Annotated in this window: 19 protein-coding genes; 7 read left to right on the forward strand and 12 right to left on the reverse strand. The window is 65.1% G+C overall.

What is annotated here, in order from left to right:
• Nucleotides 1–62: 62 nt before the first annotated feature.
• The 5 genes from A8V01_RS26640 to A8V01_RS26660 all read right to left on the reverse strand — a co-directional run bounded on the left by A8V01_RS26640 (nucleotide 63) and on the right by A8V01_RS26660 (nucleotide 4,732).
• Nucleotides 63–1,283: an argininosuccinate synthase gene (locus A8V01_RS26640; protein WP_103099245.1), complete on the reverse strand. Its 1,221-nt coding sequence runs from the start codon at nucleotides 1,281–1,283 to the stop codon at nucleotides 63–65.
• An 82-nt stretch (nucleotides 1,284–1,365) separates the two neighbouring features.
• Nucleotides 1,366–2,619 (reverse strand): SAM-dependent methyltransferase, encoded by a 1,254-nt coding sequence (locus tag A8V01_RS26645; protein WP_103099246.1) that lies wholly within the window; start codon nucleotides 2,617–2,619, stop codon nucleotides 1,366–1,368.
• A 64-nt stretch (nucleotides 2,620–2,683) separates the two neighbouring features.
• On the reverse strand, nucleotides 2,684–3,451 hold the full coding sequence (locus A8V01_RS26650) for an SDR family oxidoreductase (RefSeq protein WP_245892853.1): 768 nt from the start codon (nucleotides 3,449–3,451) through the stop codon (nucleotides 2,684–2,686).
• 294 nt (nucleotides 3,452–3,745) lie between these two features.
• On the reverse strand, nucleotides 3,746–4,072 hold the full coding sequence (locus A8V01_RS26655; protein WP_103099247.1) for a glycine zipper 2TM domain-containing protein: 327 nt from the start codon (nucleotides 4,070–4,072) through the stop codon (nucleotides 3,746–3,748).
• 252 nt (nucleotides 4,073–4,324) lie between these two features.
• Nucleotides 4,325–4,732: a glycine zipper 2TM domain-containing protein gene (locus A8V01_RS26660; protein WP_103099284.1), complete on the reverse strand. Its 408-nt coding sequence runs from the start codon at nucleotides 4,730–4,732 to the stop codon at nucleotides 4,325–4,327.
• Between the two features lie 154 nt (nucleotides 4,733–4,886).
• On the opposite strand from A8V01_RS26660, the gene A8V01_RS26665 reads away from it, so the two are divergent.
• Nucleotides 4,887–5,744, forward strand: coding sequence for a PhzF family phenazine biosynthesis protein (locus A8V01_RS26665; RefSeq protein WP_103099248.1), 858 nt, complete (start codon nucleotides 4,887–4,889; stop codon nucleotides 5,742–5,744).
• 45 nt (nucleotides 5,745–5,789) lie between these two features.
• Here the strand turns inward: A8V01_RS26665 and A8V01_RS26670 are convergent, their stop codons facing one another.
• From A8V01_RS26670 to A8V01_RS26680, 3 genes are all read right to left on the reverse strand, one after another.
• Nucleotides 5,790–6,953 (reverse strand): FAS1-like dehydratase domain-containing protein, encoded by a 1,164-nt coding sequence (locus A8V01_RS26670; RefSeq protein ID WP_103099249.1) that lies wholly within the window; start codon nucleotides 6,951–6,953, stop codon nucleotides 5,790–5,792.
• Between the two features lie 21 nt (nucleotides 6,954–6,974).
• Entirely contained in the window at nucleotides 6,975–7,490 is a 516-nt protein-coding gene (locus A8V01_RS26675) for a nitroreductase/quinone reductase family protein (RefSeq protein ID WP_103099250.1), read from the reverse strand.
• Nucleotides 7,491–7,592: 102 nt separating this feature from the next.
• Nucleotides 7,593–8,210, reverse strand: a complete 618-nt coding sequence (locus A8V01_RS26680; RefSeq protein ID WP_103099251.1) for a TetR/AcrR family transcriptional regulator — start codon at nucleotides 8,208–8,210, stop codon at nucleotides 7,593–7,595.
• Nucleotides 8,211–8,275: 65 nt separating this feature from the next.
• On the opposite strand from A8V01_RS26680, the gene A8V01_RS26685 reads away from it, so the two are divergent.
• The 4 genes from A8V01_RS26685 to A8V01_RS26700 all read left to right on the forward strand — a co-directional run bounded on the left by A8V01_RS26685 (nucleotide 8,276) and on the right by A8V01_RS26700 (nucleotide 13,216).
• A complete protein-coding gene (locus A8V01_RS26685; RefSeq protein ID WP_103099252.1) occupies nucleotides 8,276–9,727 on the forward strand; it encodes an efflux transporter outer membrane subunit in 1,452 nt (483 codons plus the stop codon).
• Nucleotides 9,724–10,863, forward strand: a complete 1,140-nt coding sequence (locus A8V01_RS26690) for an HlyD family secretion protein (RefSeq protein ID WP_103099253.1) — start codon at nucleotides 9,724–9,726, stop codon at nucleotides 10,861–10,863. Before A8V01_RS26685 ends, A8V01_RS26690 begins: the two co-directional genes overlap by 4 nt.
• A complete protein-coding gene (locus A8V01_RS26695; RefSeq protein WP_103099254.1) occupies nucleotides 10,863–12,413 on the forward strand; it encodes a DHA2 family efflux MFS transporter permease subunit in 1,551 nt (516 codons plus the stop codon). Before A8V01_RS26690 ends, A8V01_RS26695 begins: the two co-directional genes overlap by 1 nt.
• Nucleotides 12,414–12,610: 197 nt before the next feature.
• Nucleotides 12,611–13,216: a DUF938 domain-containing protein gene (locus A8V01_RS26700; protein WP_103099286.1), complete on the forward strand. Its 606-nt coding sequence runs from the start codon at nucleotides 12,611–12,613 to the stop codon at nucleotides 13,214–13,216.
• Here A8V01_RS26700 and A8V01_RS26705 read toward each other — a convergent pair.
• Nucleotides 13,203–14,528: an MATE family efflux transporter gene (locus A8V01_RS26705; protein WP_245892854.1), complete on the reverse strand. Its 1,326-nt coding sequence runs from the start codon at nucleotides 14,526–14,528 to the stop codon at nucleotides 13,203–13,205. The genes A8V01_RS26700 and A8V01_RS26705 overlap by 14 nt on opposite strands.
• A gap of 535 nt (nucleotides 14,529–15,063) precedes the next feature.
• On the opposite strand from A8V01_RS26705, the gene A8V01_RS26710 reads away from it, so the two are divergent.
• The gene (locus A8V01_RS26710; RefSeq protein ID WP_103099287.1) at nucleotides 15,064–15,948 is read left to right on the forward strand and encodes an alpha/beta fold hydrolase; all 885 of its coding nucleotides are present in this window, start codon (nucleotides 15,064–15,066) and stop codon (nucleotides 15,946–15,948) included.
• 3 nt (nucleotides 15,949–15,951) lie between these two features.
• Here A8V01_RS26710 and A8V01_RS26715 read toward each other — a convergent pair whose 3' ends face one another.
• Together A8V01_RS26715 and A8V01_RS26720 are read right to left on the reverse strand one after the other, a co-directional pair.
• On the reverse strand, nucleotides 15,952–17,211 hold the full coding sequence (locus tag A8V01_RS26715; protein ID WP_103099255.1) for a cytochrome P450: 1,260 nt from the start codon (nucleotides 17,209–17,211) through the stop codon (nucleotides 15,952–15,954).
• Between the two features lie 13 nt (nucleotides 17,212–17,224).
• Nucleotides 17,225–17,566, reverse strand: coding sequence for a 2Fe-2S iron-sulfur cluster-binding protein (locus A8V01_RS26720; RefSeq protein WP_245892855.1), 342 nt, complete (start codon nucleotides 17,564–17,566; stop codon nucleotides 17,225–17,227).
• A gap of 98 nt (nucleotides 17,567–17,664) precedes the next feature.
• On the opposite strand from A8V01_RS26720, the gene A8V01_RS26725 reads away from it, so the two are divergent.
• Entirely contained in the window at nucleotides 17,665–18,309 is a 645-nt protein-coding gene (locus tag A8V01_RS26725; RefSeq protein WP_211295216.1) for a TetR/AcrR family transcriptional regulator, read from the forward strand.
• 24 nt (nucleotides 18,310–18,333) lie between these two features.
• Here the strand turns inward: A8V01_RS26725 and A8V01_RS26730 are convergent, their stop codons facing one another.
• Nucleotides 18,334–20,391, reverse strand: a complete 2,058-nt coding sequence (locus A8V01_RS26730) for a putative bifunctional diguanylate cyclase/phosphodiesterase (protein ID WP_245892856.1) — start codon at nucleotides 20,389–20,391, stop codon at nucleotides 18,334–18,336.
• Nucleotides 20,392–20,509 lie beyond the last annotated feature (118 nt).

The following is a 20,509-nucleotide window of genomic DNA, read 5'->3' on the forward strand; positions in this document are numbered from 1 at the left end:
AAAAGCGGCCCGTCGCGCTTTGGCAACGGGCCGCCGGACTCTGTTAACCTGCGGGAAAGCTCTTAGCGGCTGTCGCGCTGGGCCAGCAGGCGCAGACGAAGGGCGTTGAGCTTGATGAAGCCCGCGGCGTCCTTCTGATCGTAGGCGCCAGCGTCGTCCTCGAACGTGACGTGGCGTTCGGAGTAAAGCGAGTCGGCGCTCTTGCGGCCGACGACCGAGGCGTTGCCCTTGTAGAGCTTGAGTCGCACAGTGCCGTTGACGCGGGCCTGCGAGTGGTCGATCGCGGCCTGCAGCATCTCGCGCTCCGGTGCGAACCAGAAGCCGTTGTAGATCAGTTCCGCGTACTTCGGCATCAGCTCATCCTTGAGGTGAGCCGCCCCGCGATCAAGCGTGAGCTGTTCGATGCCGCGGTGAGCGCGGGCGTAAATCTCGCCGCCCGGCGTCTCGTACATGCCGCGCGACTTCATGCCGACGAAGCGGTTCTCGACCAGATCGAGGCGGCCGATGCCGTGCTTGCGGCCGAGGTCGTTAAGGGCGGTGAGCAGGGTGGCCGGGCTCATCGCCACGCCGTTGAGGGCGACGCCGTCACCCTTTTCGAAGTCGATCGTGATGTATTCCGGCGCATCCGGCGCGTCTTCCGGGTTTACCGTGCGCGAGTAGACGTAGTCGGGGGTCTCTTCCCACGGATCTTCCAGAACCTTGCCTTCGGACGAGGTGTGGAGGAGGTTGGCGTCGGTGGAGAAGGGGCTTTCGCCGCGCTTGTCCTTGGGCACGGGGATCTGGTGCTGCTCGGCCCAGGCGATGAGCGAAGTGCGGCTGGTCAGGTCCCACTCACGCCAGGGCGCGATGACCTTGATGTTCGGGTCGAGCGCGTAAGCCGAGAGTTCGAAGCGGACCTGGTCGTTGCCCTTGCCGGTCGCGCCATGCGCAACGGCATCGGCGCCGGTTTCGTGCGCGATCTCGATCAGGCGCTTGGAAATCAGCGGGCGGGCGATCGAGGTGCCGAGGAGATAATCGCCTTCGTAGCGGGCATTGGCGCGCATCATCGGGAAGACGAAGTCGCGCACGAATTCTTCGCGCAGGTCGTCGATGTAGATATTTTCGTCCGGCAGGCCCATCAGCTTGGCCTTGGCGCGAGCGGGCTCAAGCTCTTCACCTTGGCCGAGGTCGGCGGTGAAGGTCACCACCTCGCAGTTGTAGGTGACCTGAAGCCACTTGAGGATGACGCTGGTGTCGAGGCCGCCGGAGTAGGCAAGGACGACCTTCTTGATGCTGTCGGACATGGGCACGGCTTTCGCGAAATAAGCGGTGGAAGTTTGGGCGCGCGGCTAGCAGGTGCGCCCGGACTTCGCAATGGTCAGGTCGTCAGCCGGCGGAACCCAGCAGCATCTTCTCATCTTGCGCGATGTAATCGCGGATGAGCGGCAGGGCGTGGCGGGATCGGGTGTACTGGATCTGGTAGTTGCACATGCCCCCGCTTTCGAAGGCTGCCGTCGCGCCCGAGAGGTAGAAAATCCACATGCGGTAGAAGCGCTCATCATAGAGTTTGACGATCGCATCCTTGCTGGCGACGCAGCGCTTGTACCATTCGCGCAAGGTCTTGGCGTAGTGCAGGCGCAGGTTCTCAACGTCGGTGGCGATGAGGCGTACCTTTTCGCTCGATTCCACGGTTTCGCTCAGTGCCGGGATGTAGCCGCCGGGGAAGATGTACTTGCGGGTGAAGGCATCGGTCGAACCTGGCCCACCCATGCGCCCGATGGTGTGGAGGAGCATTACGCCTTCGTCGTCGAGCATCGTCGCGCAGTCGCGGAAGAAACGGTCGAACTGCGCCTGGCCGACGTGTTCGAACATGCCGACCGAGACGATCCTTTCGAACTTGTCACCCCGCGCCGCAAGGTCGCGGTAGTCGATCAGTTCGAAGTCGATGCGGCCTGACACACCTGCCTGTATCGCGCGTTCGCGGGCGAGGGCCAGTTGCTCCTCGCTCAGCGTGATGCCCTTGACGGAAACGTCGAAGTGCCTGGCAAGATAGATCGCCATGCCGCCCCATCCGCAGCCGATGTCGAGTACCTTCTGCCCCGGCTCGATCGCCAGTTTTGCGGCGATATGGGCAAGCTTGGCGGTCTGCGCCTGTTCCAGCGAAATATCGTCCGACGGCCAGTAGGCGCAGGAATACTGCATGTGCTCTGTGTCGAGAAAAAGTTTGTATAGGTCGTTACCCACGTCGTAGTGGTGGGCGATGTTCTTCTTGGCGCTGGCTGCGCGGTTGATGCCGTCGACGAGGGTGACGACTTTCCCGACCACCTTCTTGAACGGGGTGTGTTCCTTCAGTTCTCCGCCCTTGTCCCAGCGTGCGTTGGCGCGCAGCAGATAGACGAGATCCATGATATCGCCCTGCTCGACTTCGAGCTGGCCGTCCATGAACGCTTCAGCCGCGCCGAGCCGAGGATCACGCAGGATGCGGCGTTCGGCACCCTTGTCGGTCAGGCGGATGCGGACTTGCGGGAAGCCTTCTGCCGGGGTTCCAAAACGACGGAGGGAACCGTCGGGGCGGGCCAGTTCGAGCACGCCCTTTCGGACGCCGCGCTCGAGGAAGCGGTCGAGAATACCGAGTGCCATGAGAGGGTTGTGCGGGGGTAAATCCCCTTAGGCAAGGGGGCTTGTGTTGAGAAATGCACAATTACTACCCCCGCGCCAGAAACAGCACATCGCGCGGCTGGGCGAGAAGGTGCTGCCCCGAATCGACGTAGAGCGTTTCCCCGCTGTCCAGCCATCCGCCGGCCAGGAAAAGGGCTGCGCCCGCGACGTCATCGGGCGTCGCCCGGCGGCCGAGCAAGTTCATCCGGTGTGACACTTCCGCTTCCGCCTCGCTCTGGTCATGGCTGGCGAGGATGGCGCCGGGAGCTATGCCGTAGACACGATCTTCTTTCGCCTGCCGGGCCATCGACAGCATCGGGATCGTGGCGGAAAGTGCGTGCTTGCTCATCGTGTACGAGAAGAAGTCCGGGTTCGGATTGAGCAGCTTCTGATCGGTGATGTTGATCAGGCGGCGTCCGGTACGGGAACGGGCGTGAGCAAGGAATGCCTGCCCGAGCCGGGCGGGGGTGGCCGCGTTCACCTGCATGGCGGCGGTGAAAATTTCAGGGTCCAGCGCATCGGCAGTATCGAGGTCGAAGACCCCGGCGCAGTTGATCAGCACGCGCCAGTCGTCGAGCCTGGCGGCGAGCGCTTCGACCATGGCGGGGCCTTCATCCCGATCGGCAAGGTCGCAGGAGACGATTTCCGCGCTTGGCAGACTGGCGGCAAGGGTTTCGGCCTGCGCCTGCGAGCGGCCGTAATGGATCACGACATGCCAGCCCGCGTCGCCGAAGGCGCGGGCGATTGCCGCGCCGATCCGCTTGGCCCCGCCGGTAACCAGCATGGCCGGGCGATTCGCAGCGGTCGTGGTCATGCCGCTGCCCGGCAAGGTGTCACCATGGGTTTACACGGTTTACACGGTCCAAAGGAGGAACTCCGGGGGGCGGGCAGAGACGGTGCCGCCTGGCTGGAGATCGACCGGGTCATGAATGCAAGTCGCTGAAACATGGCCGCATTGGAGCATAGGCGGCCGGTGTAGGAAAGGATTCATGCACCCCTTGCGCACCCATCGCGCGCGTATCGTGACGGCGGATGGAAGGGGCGGACAAAGCAAAAGGCGCGCCGTCCGAAGACGACGCGCCTTTTTTGCAAGGGGCTGGCTGAAGGATCAGCGGCAGCGCGGACGATCGCCGCCACGGTCGATCTCACGACCCAGAACTGCGCCGCCGGCTGCGCCGAGCAGGGTGCCGACGGTGCGGTCGCCGCGGGTGTCGATCGCACGGCCGGCAAGGGCGCCGGCAACGCCGCCGATCAGGAGGCCGGTGGTGCCGTTCGACTTCTTGCAGTAGTAGCGACCGTTGTTGCCGCGCCAGTACTTGACACCGCGGTCGGTGTGATAGCGACGGTGATCGCGCGCTTCAGCCGGAGCGGTGAAAGCGACGGTGGCCGGAATGGTGAGCGCCATCATAGTGGCGGCGAGAATCATCTTACGCATGATATGTGCCCTCATCGTTGCGTGGGAATGAGCTGGTAACGCCGCTATTCGTTCATTGATCCACAACGTCAGATGAACAAGCGCCGTCAGGAAAAAATGCGTGACGAGGCGCACTGATCCAGCGGTGAACCGAAGCCAAATGTTTCTTTGGGAAACATAAACCGTTCGGGAGGCGCACATATGCGGCGGCCAATGAAAAACGCGCCGCCCTTTCGGACGGCGCGTTTTTCTTGCCCAAGCAGAGCGTTCAGCTCAGCGGCACTGGATATCGCCCTTGTCGATCTCACGACCAAGTGCGCCACCCAGCACACCACCCAGGATAGTGCCGATGGTCTTGTCACCATTGCCGGCGATCTGGTTCCCTGCCAGCGCACCCACGCCGGCGCCGATCAGCAGCCCGGTGGTTCCGTTATCGCGCTTGCAGTAATAGCGCCCGTCCCGGCCGCGCCAAACGTGGGAATCGCGGGTGATACGGCGCGGCTCGCGATAGCGACCGCGCGAATCGTACATGTTGCGGCGGTTGTCATAGCGATCCCGTCGATCATGACGCCCATCGCGGTCACGGTCGTTCCAGCGCGGCGGATCGGCCATGACCGGGGCGATGGGCAGGGCGGTGAGGGTAGTGGCCAGTGCTGCCAGAGCCAGCAGGGATTTCTTCATTTCCATTCTCCTGCAACGAATTGCTTGAAATCTGTCGCGGCCGGTCGACGGTATCATGACAACCTGCAATGAACCGCGGGCGGCACGCATGACGGCGTGGTGCTTTCCTGCGATGGAACGTTCAAAAGTGCAATCAGCTCCGAAAGGGCAATTTATGTTTCTCGATCTCGTCGACGTCTTCGGTTCCGGGCCGCTCAGCGGCAATCCGCTGGCGGTCGTGCGCGGTGCAGAGGGGTTGAGCGATGCGCAGATGCTGCGGCTGACGCAGTGGCTGGGCTATTCGGAGACGACTTTCCTGCTGCCGCCCAGCGACCCGCGCGCCGACTATCGGGTGCGGATATTCTATCCGGCGGGCGAACTGCCATTCGCCGGGCACCCTACGCTGGGGAGCGCGCATGCCTGGCTTGCTGCCGGTGGGGCACCACAGGCAGACGGCTGCGTGGTGCAGGAATGCGGCATCGGTCTTGTCGAAGTGCGGCAGGATGGAGAGCGGCTGGCGTTCCGCGCGCCGCCGCTGATCCGTTCCGGCCCGCTCGATGACAAGGATGTGGCCGAGACGTTGCGCCTGACGGGGGCGGACCAGAGTCAGGTCGTCGCGGCGGTTCACGCCGCCAACGGGCCGGGCTGGAAGGTGCTGCACCTTGCGTCGGCAGAGGCGGTGCTGGCCGCCGAACCTGCGGTGCGTGCGCAGCCGGGAACGGATGTGGCGCTGCTGGGGCCGTGCACTTCGGGCGGGGACGCACAGTTCGAACTGCGGGCGTTCTTCGCCGATCCATCCGGAAAGATCGTCGAAGATCCGGTGACGGGCAGCCTTAATGCGGCGGTAGCGCAGTATCTTTTCGCCAGCGGGCTGGCGAAGGGCAGCTACATCGCCGCGCAAGGGCGCAAGGTCGGCGCGGACGGACTGGTCCATTGCGCGCAGGACGAAAGCGGCGATGTGTGGATCGCCGGGCGGGTGGAGATGGTATCCGCAGGCGGGGCCTTGCATGCCTTCTCACCCCGCCCGGTTTGAGGCCCAGTGTGGGGCCCAGTTTGGGGCGGGGTGAGACTTCGGGCCTCAGCCGGGCTTCTTCGGCAGGGCGATCTCGGCAGTGCCGGTGCACATAGTCGTGCCTTTCTGGTTCTTCATCAAGTGCTTCACGTGAACGAGATGGCGGCCCTGATCGTCCACTGACTTTTCGGTGACTTCGGCGGTCTGGATCGTCACATCGCCGGTCAGCGCGGGGCCGCGATAGTTGGCGATGGAATGCACGACCATGCCGTGCTGCCCCGCCCAGCCGGACAGATAGTCGGTCACCCAGGATCCCATCGATGCGCCATAGCCATAGCCGCGCGGCATGCCGATGCGGCGGGCATACTTGGCGAACAGGTGCCCGCGCGATGGGCCGTAGTACGCGCCGTCAGTGAGGAAGGGGTTCACCTTCAGCATGTCGGGGTCGTTCTCGTAGCCCGCCATCTCGCGCGTGAAGCCAAGACCCTCCAGATCCTGCTTGCGCAAGTCGAGCGTGCCCCAGGTGTTGACGATGTAGGCACGCCATTCGGTGGCGAAGCTGGCGATCGAATGCGGGCCGAAGACGCGTTCAGGCAACTGGTCGCCCACCGCCACGTCGTCCCACCACCGTTCCTTGCTGCCGAGGTCGTGCAGCATCTGCACCCAGGCGAAGCGGCGCTGCTCCATCTCTTCCAGCGCTTCGTCGGTCCATTCGGGCTCTTCAAAGTCGTCGGTCTTGACGTTGTCACCGCCTGCTGCCGCGCGGTAGCGGATCGAGGTGGAGCGCTGGCGGGCGATCTCTTCGCCCTTCTGGTTCGAATAGTTGTTGTCGCCCCGCTGGAAGCAGGTGGGGCCAAAGCCGGTCTGCTTGACGGTGTAGTCGAACGGAATGCGGGTGTTGGTGATCACGTCGCCCGGTTCGATGCGCGGGCCGTGGAACCACCACTCGTCGCCGCCGAACAGGAGGTGCGAGTTTTCGATGCGGCCGACGCAGGCCGGTGCCGCGCCGTGACCGTCATCCGTGGCGATGGCGAAGCTTTGCGGTGCGACAAGGCGGCCCCAGACGCTTGCCTCGGCGTGGCCGGGATCGAAATGCGCAAGGTTGGGGTAATGCATCGCATGGACCCAGCGGCGGATGTCGTTGGGGGCGATGGCTTCGCGCAAGGGCGAGAAGTCCATCGGCTTGCCAAGGTAGTTGTCGATATCGGAACAGTCGAAGTCGTCGCTCATGGTGTCTCTCAGAATTGGCGCCTAGAATTGCCGGGTGCCGGTGGCGTCTTCGGCCTTGAATACGGGGATCGGCTCGATCGCCTTGAGCATGACCAGCGGGATGACGCGGTCGGTCGCCTTCTGGTAATCCGCGTAGAAGGGGTGGCAGTCGGTCAGGAAGGACCAGACCTTGTCGCGTTCCGCCCCTTCCGGTTCGCGCCAGGTGGCGCGGAAGGCCTGGGTGGCGACCTGGAAGTCGACCGTACCGGCCTCGCGGATGTTGAGATACCAGGCGGGGTGATGGTCCGCGCCGCCCTTGGACGCGCAGATCACGACTTCACCGCCGATGTCGGCGTAGCAAAGGGGCGTGATGAAGACCTTGCCGCTCTTGCGGCCCACGTACTTCACCAGACAATGCGTGGCGAAGGACCTTCCGCCTACCGGCGTGATATCCATGATGTGGCCCTGCGCCCCGCCCGACGACAGGTACATGTCGCGGTGCTCGACCACCCAGTCCTTGCGCGTGTCGCGGATCGCGGCCGACGTGTCGTCGCTCATGGGCTTCTCCTCTCCTCCCGAGCCGAAGCGTGAGGATGGGGGAGGGGAGAGCCTTGCGTCCAATCCCGAATGGGAACGCCGGGCAGTGATCGCCGGGGCGGTCTAGGCTACGTGCTGTTCCGCGGGCCAGACGCTGTGCGACAGAAGGTTGTCGACGAAGGCTTCGTGCTGGGCCGGGTCAACCGGATCGGGGCGCAGCAGCACGTCGGAGCGGTAGCCGGTCACGGCCGAAACGGTCAGCTGCGTCAGCTTGCGCGCTTCCTCGGCATCGAAGCGGGTGGCGAAGAAATCCGCGATCGCGCAGCGCAGCTTGGCGGGGCCGCGTGCGTAGAACGTCTCCTTGATCTCGGGGAACCGCTCCCCCTCGCTCACCACGAGGCGGTAGAGCAGCACCGAGTTGGCGCGCAGCAGGCAGTCGATGAAGCGCAGGCACGCGCGGCGCAGCGCCGGGACCGAGAAGGTCTGCCCGGTCAGCACTTCCTCCACGTCCTTCGCGAAGGCTTCGACGTGCATGTCCACAACGGCCGCGAACAGTTCTTCCTTGGACGCGAAGTGCGCCCATAGGGTGGCCTTGGACCCGCCCACGGTATCGGCGATCGCGGACATTGTCGTCGCAGCGTAACCTTGTTCGAGGAACATGCCCGATGCGACCCGCACGATCTCCGTCCGCTTGCGGGCCTTGTTCGCCTCGCGCTTCGAGATTCCTGTCTGTTCGGTCATGGTGTACTCGGTAGTACAGTTTTTCGTTGACAGAAACAAGCCGGCAAACGATTTGGACCGTACCGATGAGTACACAATTCTTCCCCCGAGTCGCGACAGCCGCCTTGCTGATCGCCTCCAGTTCGCTCGCAGGGTGCGGTGCGCCCGACCTTGGGCCACGCCCCGCGCTGCGCCCGCCGTCGACCCTCGACAGCGCCGCATCGATCCAGGGCACCGCTGCGCAATGGCCGCAGGACCGCTGGTGGACCGCTTACGGCGATCCCCAGCTTGATGGTCTGGTTGACGAGGCGATCAAGGGTTCGCCCGATGTCGCCACCGCGCTGGCGCGCATCCGCCAGGCACAGGGCGCGCTCGAAGCGTCGCGATCTTCGCTGCTGCCCAGCATCGGCGGGCAGGGCTCCGCCTCGGTCGAGAAGCAGAGCTACAACAACGGCACCCCTGCCGCCGCGCTGCCCAAGGGCTGGAAGGACTATGGCATGCTTGCCCTGTCCGCCAACCTCAACCTTGATATCTGGGGCAAGAACCGCGCGCTGCTGGCCGCCGCGACGTCTGCCACCGAAGCGGCCATCGCGGATGAGCGACAGGCAGAGCTGGTGCTGGCATCCGAAGTCGTCTCGTCCTACTTCGACCTTGGCCGCCTGCTCGAACGCCAGAAGGTGCTGGAAGAGACGCTGGCTGCGCGAGACGGTTCGGCCAAGCTGGTCGGCCAGCGCGTGACGCAGGGCCTCGACAACCAGAGCCCGCTGCGCCAGTCGAACGCCGAAGCCGCCCGCGCGCGGATCGACGTTGCCGCCAACCGCGAACAGATCGAAAAGCGCCGCCATGCCCTGGCCGCGCTGCTTGGCGCCGGCCCAGACCGCACGCTGACGCTCACCCCCCCGTCCATCGCCACGATCGCGGCAACGCCGGTGCCCACCGACGCGGGCATTGCGCTTGCCGGGCGCCGTCCCGACGTCGTCATGGCGCGCAAGCTGGTCGAGGCGGCGGACAAGGGCGTCGAATACGGCAAGAAGTCGTTCCTGCCGGACATTTCGCTCAGCGGTCTCATTGGCCTCAGCTCGCTTGGCATATCGAACCTGTTCGACGACGGTTCGGACTATGGCAACGCGGGTGCGGCGGTCAGCCTGCCGATCTTCCAGGGTGGCGCGCTTTCGGGCCGCTATCGCCTGGCGCGCGGCGGCTACGACACGATGGTCGCCAGCTACAACAAGTCGGTGATCGGCGCCCTGCAGGAAGTTGCCGATGCCCTGTCCACCCGCACCTCGGCCGCCGAGCAGGAGCGCCACGCGCTTGACGCCCGTACCGAGGCGAACGCTGCCTATGGCCTTGCGCTTCAGCGCTACAAGGCCGGTCTGAGCACGTATATCGACGTGCTCAGCGCCGAAACCACTGCGCTCGACACCCGCCTTGGCGCAGTCGACGCCCATTTCGCCACCCTTGCCAGCGAAGTCGCGCTCAAGCGCGCCCTGGGTGGCGGCTATGCAGAAGAATCCAGCCAGGAAAGCCTCGACCGATGAGTGACGAAACCCCCAACGACGCCGGTTCGGGCACTGTCGTGGACAAGAGCAAGCGCAAGAACCTCCTGCTCGGCCTCGGCGGCGCAGTGGTGGTGATCGGCGGCCTATGGTTCCTCTACGAAGAATTCATCGCCAGCCGTTCGGTTTCGACCGACAACGCCTATGTCGCCGGTGAGAACGCGCAGGTCACGCCGCTGACTTCGGGCCGCGTGATCGAAGTGCTCGTCACCGATACGCAGCCTGTTCGCAAGGGCCAGCTGTTGTTCCGGATCGAGGACAAGGACCAGCAGATCGCGGTCCAGCAGGCCGAAGCCAATCTTGCGATGATGCAGCGCCGTTATGGCCAGTCGATCGCCAACAATGCGGCGCTGGGTGCAGCTGCCGGAGCAAGCGATGCGCAGATCAACACCGCGCGCGCCGGCCTTGCGTCCGCGCAGGCATCGCTGACCAAGGCCGAGGAAGACTACAAGCGTCGTGCCGCCCTTTCGGGCACCGGCGCAGTATCGAACGAGGAACTGACCACCGCGCGTCAGGCGCTGGCCACGGCGAAGGCGTCGTATCAGGAAGCCGAGGCCGCCGTTGCGCAGGCGCAGGAAAACGCCCGCAGCGCCCGCCGTCAGGAAGAAGCCGCCGTCGCGCTGACCAAGGGCACCACGGTCCAGACCGCGCCCGAAATCCTTCAGGCTCAGGCCCAGCTGGCGCAGGCGAAGCTGGATCTTGAACGCACCATCGTGCGTGCGCCGATCGACGGCGTCGTATCCAAGCGCACGATCCAGGTCGGCCAGCGTATCCAGTCCGGCTCGCCCGCGATGATCGTGGTGCCGGTGGGCGATCTTTACGTCGATGCGAACTTCAAGGAAGACCAGCTCGGCAAGGTCCGCTCGGGCCAGAAGGCCGTGCTGACGTCTGACTTCTATGGCGGCAAGGTGGAGTACCACGGCAAGGTCGTGGGCTTCTCGGGCGGCACGGGCGCGGCGTTCTCGCTGATCCCGGCGCAGAACGCGACCGGCAACTGGATCAAGGTGGTGCAGCGCCTGCCGGTGCGCATCCAGCTCGACCCCAAGGAGCTGAAGGAGCACCCGCTGCGCATCGGCCTGTCGATGGAAGCCGAGATCGACCTGACGGATAACGACTGATGGCCGGGGGCGCTCCGGCAGCTGCGGCGCAGGAGGGGGGCGGCACCCTTTCCGGCGCAAAGCTGATCCTGGCGGGCTTCGTGCTCGCCATGGCCAACTTCATCGTGGTGCTCGACACCACCATCGCCAACGTTTCGGTGCCGCATATCGCGGGCGGCCTTGCCGTCTCGGTGTCCAGCGGCACCTGGGTGATCACGTCCTACGCCGTCGCGGAAGCGATCTGCGTGCCGCTGACGGGCTGGCTCTCCAACCGCTTCGGCACCTTGCGCGTGTTCATGATCTCGCTGATCGGCTTCGGCGTGTTCTCGACCCTGTGCGGGTTGTCGGGGACGCTTTCGGCGCTGGTGATCTTCCGTCTGGGGCAGGGCTTCTGCGGTGGTCCGCTGATGCCGCTGACGCAGACGCTTCTGCTCAAGATCTTCCCCAAGGAAATGCAGGCGAAGGCCATGGCGATGTGGGCGATGACGGTCGTCACCGCTCCGATCGCCGGGCCGATCCTGGGCGGCTACATCTCCGACAACTGGTCGTGGGAATGGATCTTCTTCATCAACGTGCCGATCGTGGCGCTGATCTTCTTCGGCGTGGCGATCCTGCTGCGCGGGCAGGAGACGCCGACGCAGAAGCTGCCGATCGACAAGATCGGGCTGGCGCTGCTGGTGATCTTCGTCGGTGCGTTCCAGATGATGCTCGACCTTGGCCGGGACGAAGACTGGTTCTCGTCCACCAAGATCGTCGCGCTGGCCTGCATCGCGGGGGTGTTCTTCATCGCGTTCCTGATCTGGGAACTGACAGAGGAGCACCCGATCGTGAACCTCAGCGTGTTCCGATACAGGGGCTTCTCCGCCTCCACGGCCTCGCTGACGATCGCGTTCGGCACCTACTTCGCCTCGATCGTGATCATCCCGCAGTGGTTGCAGACCTCGATGGGCTATACCGCGACGGAGGCGGGCAGGGCGATGGCGTTCTCCGGCGTTCTGGCGGTGGTCGCCTCGCCGTTCGTGCCGGCGCTGATGAAGCGGTTCGATCCGCGCCTGCTGGTCTTCATCGGCGTTGCGTGGATCGGCATCTGCTCGCTGATGCGCATGACCTGGTCGACCGACATCACGTTCTGGACGATCGCCATCCCGCAGTTGCTGCAAGGCGTGGGCGTATCGCTGATGATCGTGCCGCTGACGACGATCAGCCTCAGTTCCGTGCAGCCGCATGAAACCGCATCGGCAGCGGGTATCGCCAACTTCGGGCGCACGCTGGCGGGCGCGGTGGCGACGGCGATCATCACGACCGTGTGGAGCGACATGTCCCGCGCGCGCAGCGCCGATCTGTCGGGCGTACTCAACGGTGCGGATGCCACTTCGCAGGCGCTCCAGCAGCAGGGCTTCAGCGCCGAGCAGGCGCGCGTGGCGATCGCGCAGATGGTCGAGAACCAGGGCACCGCGGTGGCAACGGGCGAACTGTTCGTGATCAGCGCCATCGCCCTGTTCCTTGCCGCGATGACCATCTGGCTGGCGCCGCGCCCGCCCAAGAACGTCAAGCCGTCCGCCGGGCATTGACGCTCTGACACCAGACAGCCGGTGCCTCCGCCCCCGTAACAGGAGACACCGGCGCGTCGGCCGGACCGAAAGCAAAGGCAGCTCCCCCCCATCGCTGCCTGGCCCCCCCAGCTTTCCGTCCGGCCGTCGCATCTTCTCGCCCCATAATGACCCTGATCGATCTTGCCGAACCGGGCAGGCGGCCCCATTGCAGGGCGATGGAAACCGACCCTCGCCGAGAGGCTCCCGCCACTGCCCGCAACCGCGATCCGATCCTTGCGGTCCTGCGCGATGTGCTGCCGGTGTCCGGCCACGTGCTGGAGATCGCCAGCGGCACCGGCGAACATGCCGTCCACTTCGCCGCCGCCTTGCCCGATCTGGTCTGGCAACCCACCGACCCCGATGCACGGGCGCGCGCCTCGATCGCGGCCTGGGTACAGCAGGCGGGCCTTGCGAACATCGAACCGCCGCTGGAACTCGATGCGGCTTCGGGTGCATGGCCGGTGGATGCGGCGCAGGCGGTGGTCTGCATCAACATGGTCCACATCAGCCCCTGGGCTGCGACCGAGGGCCTGATGGCAGGCGCGGCGCGGGTGCTGGAATCGGGCTATCCGCTGGTGCTCTACGGCCCGTACCGACGCGACGGGATCACCCTTGAACCCAGCAATGCCGCGTTCGACGAGGATTTGAAGCGGCGCAATTCCGAATGGGGCCTGCGCAGCGTGGAGACGGTGCGCGCCTGCGCGCTCGATAACGGCCTTGCCTTCGATCGCCTCGTCGAGATGCCTGCCAACAACCTGATGCTGGTGTTCAGGAAGCGCTGAAACCGCGCCGGATCAGGCGCGGCAGGACCAGCGCCTGGCCGACCGCGCGGCCGCCGAACAGCACGGCGAAGGCCGCCCACAAACCATGGTTTCCCAGCGGCTGGAGCGCCCATAGCAGAGCGAGATAGGCCGCCCTCGCGGCCGCCATCGTCCCCAGCATGGCGCGGGTCCACCCGGCACCTACGAACACTCCGTCGAACACGAAGGACGATACGCCCAGCACCGGCAGCACGGCCAGCCAGGGCGCATATTGCGCGGTCGCGGCGATCACGGCGGGGTCGGTACTGAAGGCCGCCGCGATCCGTGCGCCCGCCAGCGCGTAGATCGCCGAAACCGCAAGCCCTGTCACGCCGCCCCAGACCAGCGCGGCGCGCACAGCTGCGGTAAAGCGTGCGCGCGACTTTGCGCCCAGCGCCTCGCCGCAGAGCACTTGCGCGCCGCTTTCGAACCCGTCGAGCAGCAGCGTGGCCAGCATGAATATCTGGAACAGCACACCGTTGGCGGCCAGCGTCACCGGCCCCGCGCGGGCACCCACGCGGGCGAACAGCAGGATCGAGCCGGTCAGCAGCAGCGTGCGGATGAACAGGTCACGGTTGAGCGCAAAAAGACGCGCCAGTTCGCTCCGCGCCCATGTGCCCTTGCGGCCCAGCGCGGCCAGCGCCTCGGCCGCCGCACCTTCGCGCACGACGATGGCGGCAAGCAGCAGGAACTTCAGCGCTTCGGAACTGACCGTCGCACCGGCCACGCCCGCGACACCCCAGCCCACGACGAGCACCAGCAGCAGGTCCAGCGCGATGTGCACGATGTTGGCGACGATCTCCACCACCAGCACATGACGCACCTTGCGCCGCCCGATCAGCCAGCCCACCAGCACGCAGTTGGCCAGCCATACGGGGCCGGCCCAATAGCGCACCGCGACATAGCTGTACGCCGCGTCCCGCACTGTCCCTTGTGCGCCCAGCATGTCGAGGCCGAAAGGTATCGCCAGCGGCATCGCCATGAGCAGCAGCGCCCCGATGCCGATGGCGACGGTCATCGCGCGCGCCAGCGTTTCGCCCTGGTTGCCTTCCCCGCTGCCGCTGCTCTGGGCGGTCAGCGCGACGGTGCTGGTTCGCAGGAAATTGAAGACGTTGAGCAGGCCCAGCATGAACTTCGCGCCCAGTTCGACCGCGCCTTGCGCGGACGCGTCACCCAGGCGGCCGATCGCCCACATGTCGGCAAGCCCGAACAGCGCGGTCGCCACGTTGGTCAGCATGGCAGGCAGGGCGATGGCCCAAAGCTGGCGGGCGGTCGAGGAAGGGGAGGGTTTCACGGTGCCCGGCTGTAGGCGGGAGCCCGCCCCGGAGCAATCCACGCGCCCGAAGCGCTCAAAATCCCGGACAAATTGTCTCACCTGCGCGAATCACCGTAGGGGCGATATGCGCGGATTTCCGGGAAACAGGCCATGTTGCACTGCGAAATCTGACCTAAAGTACAGGCCGGACCAGCATACTGGGGGCTTGCCAAGCGCCCACAAATCGGTGAGATTATCGATGTTTGGTAGATCAGGCAGCTTATGCTGCAACTGCGAGGAAATCGGCGCGCCGGAGTGATTAAATCATCCCCGGCGCGCTCTCTCCCAACACCGGTAAGGTTACATGAACCTTTCACCGACCACATTGCACAAGAATTCGGCTTTGGCAAAGCCCCAAATGCATTCCATGCTGCGCAGCATGCGGATTTTTCGCCCGCAGATTTCCCGCGCGTTTCTGCGGGGTTGCATGTCCTGCGCTGTCATTCGGCCAGGGGCGGCGGGTGGCTGTCGGACTGCAGTTGAATGACACGTTGGAATGTCTCGGGAGATGACGATGGAGCAGGCAGGGAGCGCCGGAGCCGCGATCAATATGGACCCGCAAGCCTTCCTTGACGCTCTCGATTCGCAGGCCCGGCGGGCGCAGACGCCTTGCGGCGATGGCACCATGGTCTGGCGGATATGGGGTGAGGGCAGGGGCCAGCCGCTGGTGCTCGCCCACGGCGCGCAAGGTTCGTGGACGCACTGGGTCCGCAATATCGAACGGCTATCGCGTCACCGCACGTTGATCGTGCCGGACCTGCCGGGGCACGGAGACTCCGCCATGCCCTCCAGCGAGGATCATGCCGGTATTTCGGCCGCACTGGCGCAGGGACTGCACATCGTTGCAGGGAGCCAAGGCCTGCCCATCGATTTGTGCGGTTTCTCGTTCGGCGGCGTAGCGCTCGCCCATCTGGCCGCGCTGCATCCGGACGTGGCGCGAAGGCTGGTGATCGTCGGGTGTGGCGGGCTTGGCACGCCGATGGGGAATCCGCGTCTCGGGCGGATCAGCGGGCTTGCGGGAGAAGCGCGGCGTGCGGCGCTGAAGGCGAACCTTCTGGGTCTGATGCTTCATCATCCTGAAAGTGCGGACGAGCTTGCCATCCACATGCTGTTGCCAACGGCCAAGGCGGCACGGCTGCACGCCTCGCCACTGGTTGTGCCGGATCGGCTGGTGCGCATCCTGCCGGATATCCGGGTGGCAGTGGATGCGATCTGGGGCGCGCTTGACCTGCCGCATCCCGATCCGGCCGCGCAAAAGGCGGTACTGCGCGCGGTTCAGCCCGACGCAGAGTTTCGCATCATCGACGACGCCGGCCACTGGGCAATGTACGAGCGCCCCCAAGCGTTCGAGGCGGCCTTGCTGGACATTCTGGCAAGGCCGCCGCGCACGCCGGGTTGAGGGTTACCAGACCAGCGGCAGATGCTCCGGCCCGATGACGCCGCCGGGTCGATATTCGATCTGCGTGCCGGGCTTCACTGAAAACGCCGGGATGCGCTTCAGCCATTCCTGCAGCGCGATCTTCACCTCAAGCCGGGCAAGGTGCGCGCCCATGCAGCTGTGGACCCCCACGGTAAAGGCCAGGATCGTCTTGCGCGGGCGGTCGAAGTCGACCTCCCTGGGATTGGGGAAGACTTCGGGATCGAAATTGCAGGCGGGCAGGATGAAAGTCACCCGGTCCCCCTTCTTCATCTGAACGCCGCGCATCTCGTAGTCCTTGTCGAGCACGCGCCCCGAGAAGGTGACTGACCAGCGGCGCAGCAGTTCCTCGACGATCTTGTCGATGTCCTGAGGGCGGGCATGGATTTCGGCCAGCTTGTCGGGGTGCTGGGCCAGATAGAGCCAGATGTTGTTGAGCGTCGCGAAGACCGTGTCGAGCCCGCCGATGAACAGGAAGCAGACGAACCCGAAGATCTCCTTGTCCGAAAGCGGCACGCCGTCGGGCGCGGAATGGGCGATGCGGCTCACCACGCCGTCGTCCGGGTTGGCCTTCTTCTCTTCGATTGCCTGCTTGAGATAGGCGGTGATCTTGCGCATCGAATCGGCCATGATCGCGCGGTCGTTCGAGTGGAGCAACTGCACCGCCCAGTCGACGAACTCGTCGCGCATGTCCTGCGGCAGCCCCATGATATCCAGGAAGACCGAAACCGGCAGGGGGCGGCCGTAATCCTCGGTGAATTCGCACGTCTCACCGGCCGCGACTTTCGCTTCGATCGCGTCGATCAGGTCGTTGGCGCGCTGGCGGATCTGCTCTTCCAGTTTCAGCACCCCCTGCGGGCTGAACACCGGGTCCACGATGTTGCGGTACTTGCGGTGGTGAGGAGGGTCGATCTCGATCGGGATGAAATAGAAATAGTCGTCCGGATCGCGCGGGAAGGGGGTGGCGCCTTCGTTCGAGAAGATGTCCGGGTGGCGCAGGCCGAACAGCGCGTCCTCATGCTTGATGAGGTGCCACATGTTGCCCATCGGGCTGACGTCATAATAGATCGGCGGCTGTTTTTCATGCAGCGCGGCCATGAAGTCATGCGGGTTGGCAAGGAAGTCCGGCCCGATGGTGAGCCCCGACTGGCGGATCAGTTCGGGCGGTACGTGAGCGGGCACCTGGTCCATCCCGACATGGCGGGGAAAGCTGGGCGGTACGGGGTTGGCTGCGTCGATCGGCATCGGTCCGCTCCCTTCAGAACTGCGTTTCGGGCAGGTGGACGACAAGCCCGTCAAGCGCGGGCGTGATTTCGATCTGGCACGAAAGGCGGCTGGTGGGGCGCAGTTTGGTAGCGACCTGTTCCAGCAGTTCCGCCTCTGCATCGGAGGACGGACCGCCGGTAGTGTCGATCCAGTCCTCGTCGATGTAGCAGTGGCACGTCGCGCACGAGAGGCCGCCGCCGCATTCGCCGACGATGCCTTCGATCCCGCTGTAAAGCGCCCCGCGCATGACGTTTTCGCCCAGCGGCACGTCTACGCGCGTTTCGTGCCCGTCATGATCGACGTAAGTGACCTGCGGCATGGTTTCCTCTCTCATTATCCTGCGAGAACATTGTTCTCAATCTTGTACGACGGTGACCGCCGGCAAGTCAATCGGGCTGGACCATGGCTGCGCGCGGGCGTAGCGCAGGCAGGATGACCACTGCCTATCCTTCGCTGTTCACTGCCCCCGAGACGTCCGAGGGCGATCGCACCATGCTGCTGATCCGCACCGCTTACGATCTGCTTGACGAGGCCGGGCTTGAAGGGCTGACCATTCGCGCAGTGCTGGCACGGGCCGGGCTGGCGCGGCGGGCGTTCTATGAACGGTTCCAGGGCAAGGACGATCTTGTGCTGGCCGTATTCGACAGTTCGCTGCGCGCGGCCGCGCTGCAGTTTCACGAGATCACCGCAAGGTGCCAGGGGCCGGTGGAGGCGCTGCGCACAATCGTTACCGGGATCGTCGTCGGGCAGCTTGGACAGGATCGAATGGGCGCAAACCGGCGCGGCGCGGCGCTCAGCCGGGAGCATCTGCGGCTGGCGCAGACGCGGCCTTCGGAACTGAATTCGGCGCTGGAGCCGCTGCTGGACCTGATCGCGGGGCACGTGGCGCAGGGGATCGCGGGCGGCACCTTCCGCCACGCCGACCCGCAGTTGCAGGCGCGACTGGTCTACAACCTTGTCTCGACGACCGTACACACGGTTCTGCTGGCCGAAGAGGAAGCCGTCCCCGACCGCACCGGGCGCGAGGAACTGGCTGGCGAACTGTGGGAATTCTGCCGCCGCGCGCTGGTGGCGTAAGAGCGTCGGCGCGCGCCTTGCACGCTATGCCCTGATCGCTGGCATCGCCCTGCCGAACAGGTAGCCTTGCCCCTGTGTGCAGCCTTCGTCGCGCAGGTAGTCGCGTTCGATGCTGCGCTCCACGCCTTCGGCCGCGACGGTCAGGCCAAGACTGCGGCCCAGTCCGATCACCGCGCGGATCACCGCGCGCGAATTGGCTTCATGGTTGAGGTTCAGGATGAACGACTTGTCGATCTTGATCTTGGTAAAGGGGTAATTGAGCAGGTAGCTCAGCGAGGAATAGCCCGTGCCGAAATCGTCGAGCGAGATGCCGATGCCGAAGGCCCGCAAGTTGCGGATGATCGCGGAAGGACGCGGGCCTTTTTCCATCAGCACGGCCTCGGTGACCTCCAGTTCCAGACGCTCCGCGGCAAGGCCCGAGGTGGAGAGCGCGTTGATCACGGTGCTCAGCAGATTGCCGTTGCGGAACTGGAGCGGCGACACGTTGACCGCCACCTTGATGTGGTCGGGCCAGTGCATCGCCGCGTTGCAGGCGCTGCCCAGCACGAAGCGACCGATCTGGTCGATCAGCCCGATCTCTTCGGCCAGCGGCACGAAGACGTCGGGCGGCACTGCGCCGCGTTCCGGGTGGTGCCAGCGCAGCAGGGCTTCATAGCATTCCACCTCGCCGCTCTGGAGATCGACGATGGGCTGGTAGTGCACTTCGAGGCCGCCTTCGCGCACGGCGGCGCGCAGGTCCACCTCAAGCCGGTTCTTCTCCTGCGCGGCGGCGTCCATCGCGGCCTCGAAACTGCGGCAGGTGCCGCGCCGCTCACCCTTGGCGGCGTAAAGGGCAAGGTCGGCGTAGCGCAGCAGCGTTTCGGGATCGCGGGTGTCGTAAGGCGCGGAGGCGAAGCCGATGGTGGCGCCGATGTGGATCATGTGGCCCTGCACGAAGAATGGCTCGGACAGGGTGGTGATGATCGACTTGGCCACCAGTTCCGCCTGGGTAAGACTGGACCGGCGGAAGATCAGCGCGAACTCGTCCCCGCCGATGCGGCACAGCAGTGCATCGGGCGGGATCAGTTCGCGCATGCGGCGGGCCGCTTCGGTCAGCACTATGTCGCCGAAGTGGTGGCCGTAGGTATCGTTGACCGGCTTGAAATGATCGAGATCGACCATCGCCAGCGTCACGGTTTCATGCGTACCGCACGTGCCGAGAACTTCGCTTAGGTAAGTGCGGCAATGGGCGCGGTTGGCAAGGCCGGTCAGTTCGTCGTGGCGGGCCATGTGCGCCATGCGCTGTTCGATGCGGCGGCGCTCCGTCACGTCGAATATCGACACGATGGTTCCGGAAAACCCTTCGAGGTCGGATACGCGGGTGGCGATCACCGCTTCGATGGCGGCACCGTCGCTACGCAGCATGTTCCAGCTTTCGCCGGTATCGGCACGGTCGGTGACGAGAAGTTCGGCGGCGCGCGCTTCCGATTCTGCGGGGAACAGCATGGCGGCGGGAAGGTCCGACATCTGCTGCGGCGTGTAGCCGAACAGCACGCAGGCCGCTTCGTTGGCGGTACGGATGCAGCCGCTTTCACGGTCGTACACGACCATCGCCAGCGGGTTGCGTTCGAACAGCAGGCGGAAGGCTTCTTCCTTCTGCTTGAGGTCGGTGATGTCCACGCGCACACCGATCGAGCCACCGCTTTCAAGCCGCCGCTCTTCGATCATGATGCAGCGGCCGTTCGACAGCCATTGCTCGTGCCGGCGCGAGGGCTGGCGCAGCAGGGCCAGACGGCTGGCAAGCCATTCTTCCTCTCGCCCGGCGGCTTCGGGGTAATCGCCCCGCGCAATGCCGATGCGCAGCGCATCGCCCAGCTTGGCGCCGGGGACCAGCAGGTCTGCCGACTTCTCGTAGATCTGCGCGTATTGCTCGTTCCAGAGGATGTAGCGGTCTTCTTCGTCCAGGAAGACGATGCCTTGCGGGATAGCCTCGATCGCTTCGCGCAGCCGGGTTTCGGCCAGCGAGGCAGCCTGCAGCGCGGTATCGAGCGAGGGCAACTCCCCGCCGTCCGCGATGGCGAGAGCAAGCGCTTCGCCGGTCATTTCGTGTTCAAGCCCCAAGTACAACGCAGATCCCCATCCGGTTTGCAGCAAGCTATGGGCAAGGAAGTTAATTTTCTGCCTATGGCGACGTGGATGTGACAGAAAGATACGCGCAAAT

This window comes from Novosphingobium guangzhouense, from assembly GCF_002896965.1.
In the GTDB taxonomy this organism is placed as follows: Bacteria; Pseudomonadota; Alphaproteobacteria; order Sphingomonadales; family Sphingomonadaceae; genus Novosphingobium; species Novosphingobium guangzhouense.

Bases quoted from the DNA above. Each gene is read 5' to 3' on its own strand.
- A8V01_RS26720 (WP_245892855.1), bottom strand. From the start codon at position 17,566: ATGAGAGAGGAAACCATGCCGCAGGTCACTTACGTCGATCATGACGGG.
- A8V01_RS26695 (WP_103099254.1), top strand. From the start codon at position 10,863: ATGGCCGGGGGCGCTCCGGCAGCTGCGGCGCAGGAGGGGGGCGGCACC.
- A8V01_RS26685 (WP_103099252.1), top strand. From the start codon at position 8,276: ATGAGTACACAATTCTTCCCCCGAGTCGCGACAGCCGCCTTGCTGATC.
- A8V01_RS26665 (WP_103099248.1), top strand. From the start codon at position 4,887: ATGTTTCTCGATCTCGTCGACGTCTTCGGTTCCGGGCCGCTCAGCGGC.
- A8V01_RS26650 (WP_245892853.1), bottom strand. From the start codon at position 3,451: ATGACCACGACCGCTGCGAATCGCCCGGCCATGCTGGTTACCGGCGGG.
- A8V01_RS26710 (WP_103099287.1), top strand. From the start codon at position 15,064: ATGGAGCAGGCAGGGAGCGCCGGAGCCGCGATCAATATGGACCCGCAA.
- A8V01_RS26645 (WP_103099246.1), bottom strand. From the start codon at position 2,619: ATGGCACTCGGTATTCTCGACCGCTTCCTCGAGCGCGGCGTCCGAAAG.
- A8V01_RS26690 (WP_103099253.1), top strand. From the start codon at position 9,724: ATGAGTGACGAAACCCCCAACGACGCCGGTTCGGGCACTGTCGTGGAC.
- A8V01_RS26670 (WP_103099249.1), bottom strand. From the start codon at position 6,953: ATGAGCGACGACTTCGACTGTTCCGATATCGACAACTACCTTGGCAAG.
- A8V01_RS26730 (WP_245892856.1), bottom strand. From the start codon at position 20,391: ATGACCGGCGAAGCGCTTGCTCTCGCCATCGCGGACGGCGGGGAGTTG.
- A8V01_RS26660 (WP_103099284.1), bottom strand. From the start codon at position 4,732: ATGAAGAAATCCCTGCTGGCTCTGGCAGCACTGGCCACTACCCTCACC.
- A8V01_RS26675 (WP_103099250.1), bottom strand. From the start codon at position 7,490: ATGAGCGACGACACGTCGGCCGCGATCCGCGACACGCGCAAGGACTGG.
- A8V01_RS26715 (WP_103099255.1), bottom strand. From the start codon at position 17,211: ATGCCGATCGACGCAGCCAACCCCGTACCGCCCAGCTTTCCCCGCCAT.
- A8V01_RS26725 (WP_211295216.1), top strand. From the start codon at position 17,665: ATGACCACTGCCTATCCTTCGCTGTTCACTGCCCCCGAGACGTCCGAG.
- A8V01_RS26640 (WP_103099245.1), bottom strand. From the start codon at position 1,283: ATGTCCGACAGCATCAAGAAGGTCGTCCTTGCCTACTCCGGCGGCCTC.
- A8V01_RS26680 (WP_103099251.1), bottom strand. From the start codon at position 8,210: ATGACCGAACAGACAGGAATCTCGAAGCGCGAGGCGAACAAGGCCCGC.
- A8V01_RS26655 (WP_103099247.1), bottom strand. From the start codon at position 4,072: ATGCGTAAGATGATTCTCGCCGCCACTATGATGGCGCTCACCATTCCG.
- A8V01_RS26700 (WP_103099286.1), top strand. From the start codon at position 12,611: ATGGAAACCGACCCTCGCCGAGAGGCTCCCGCCACTGCCCGCAACCGC.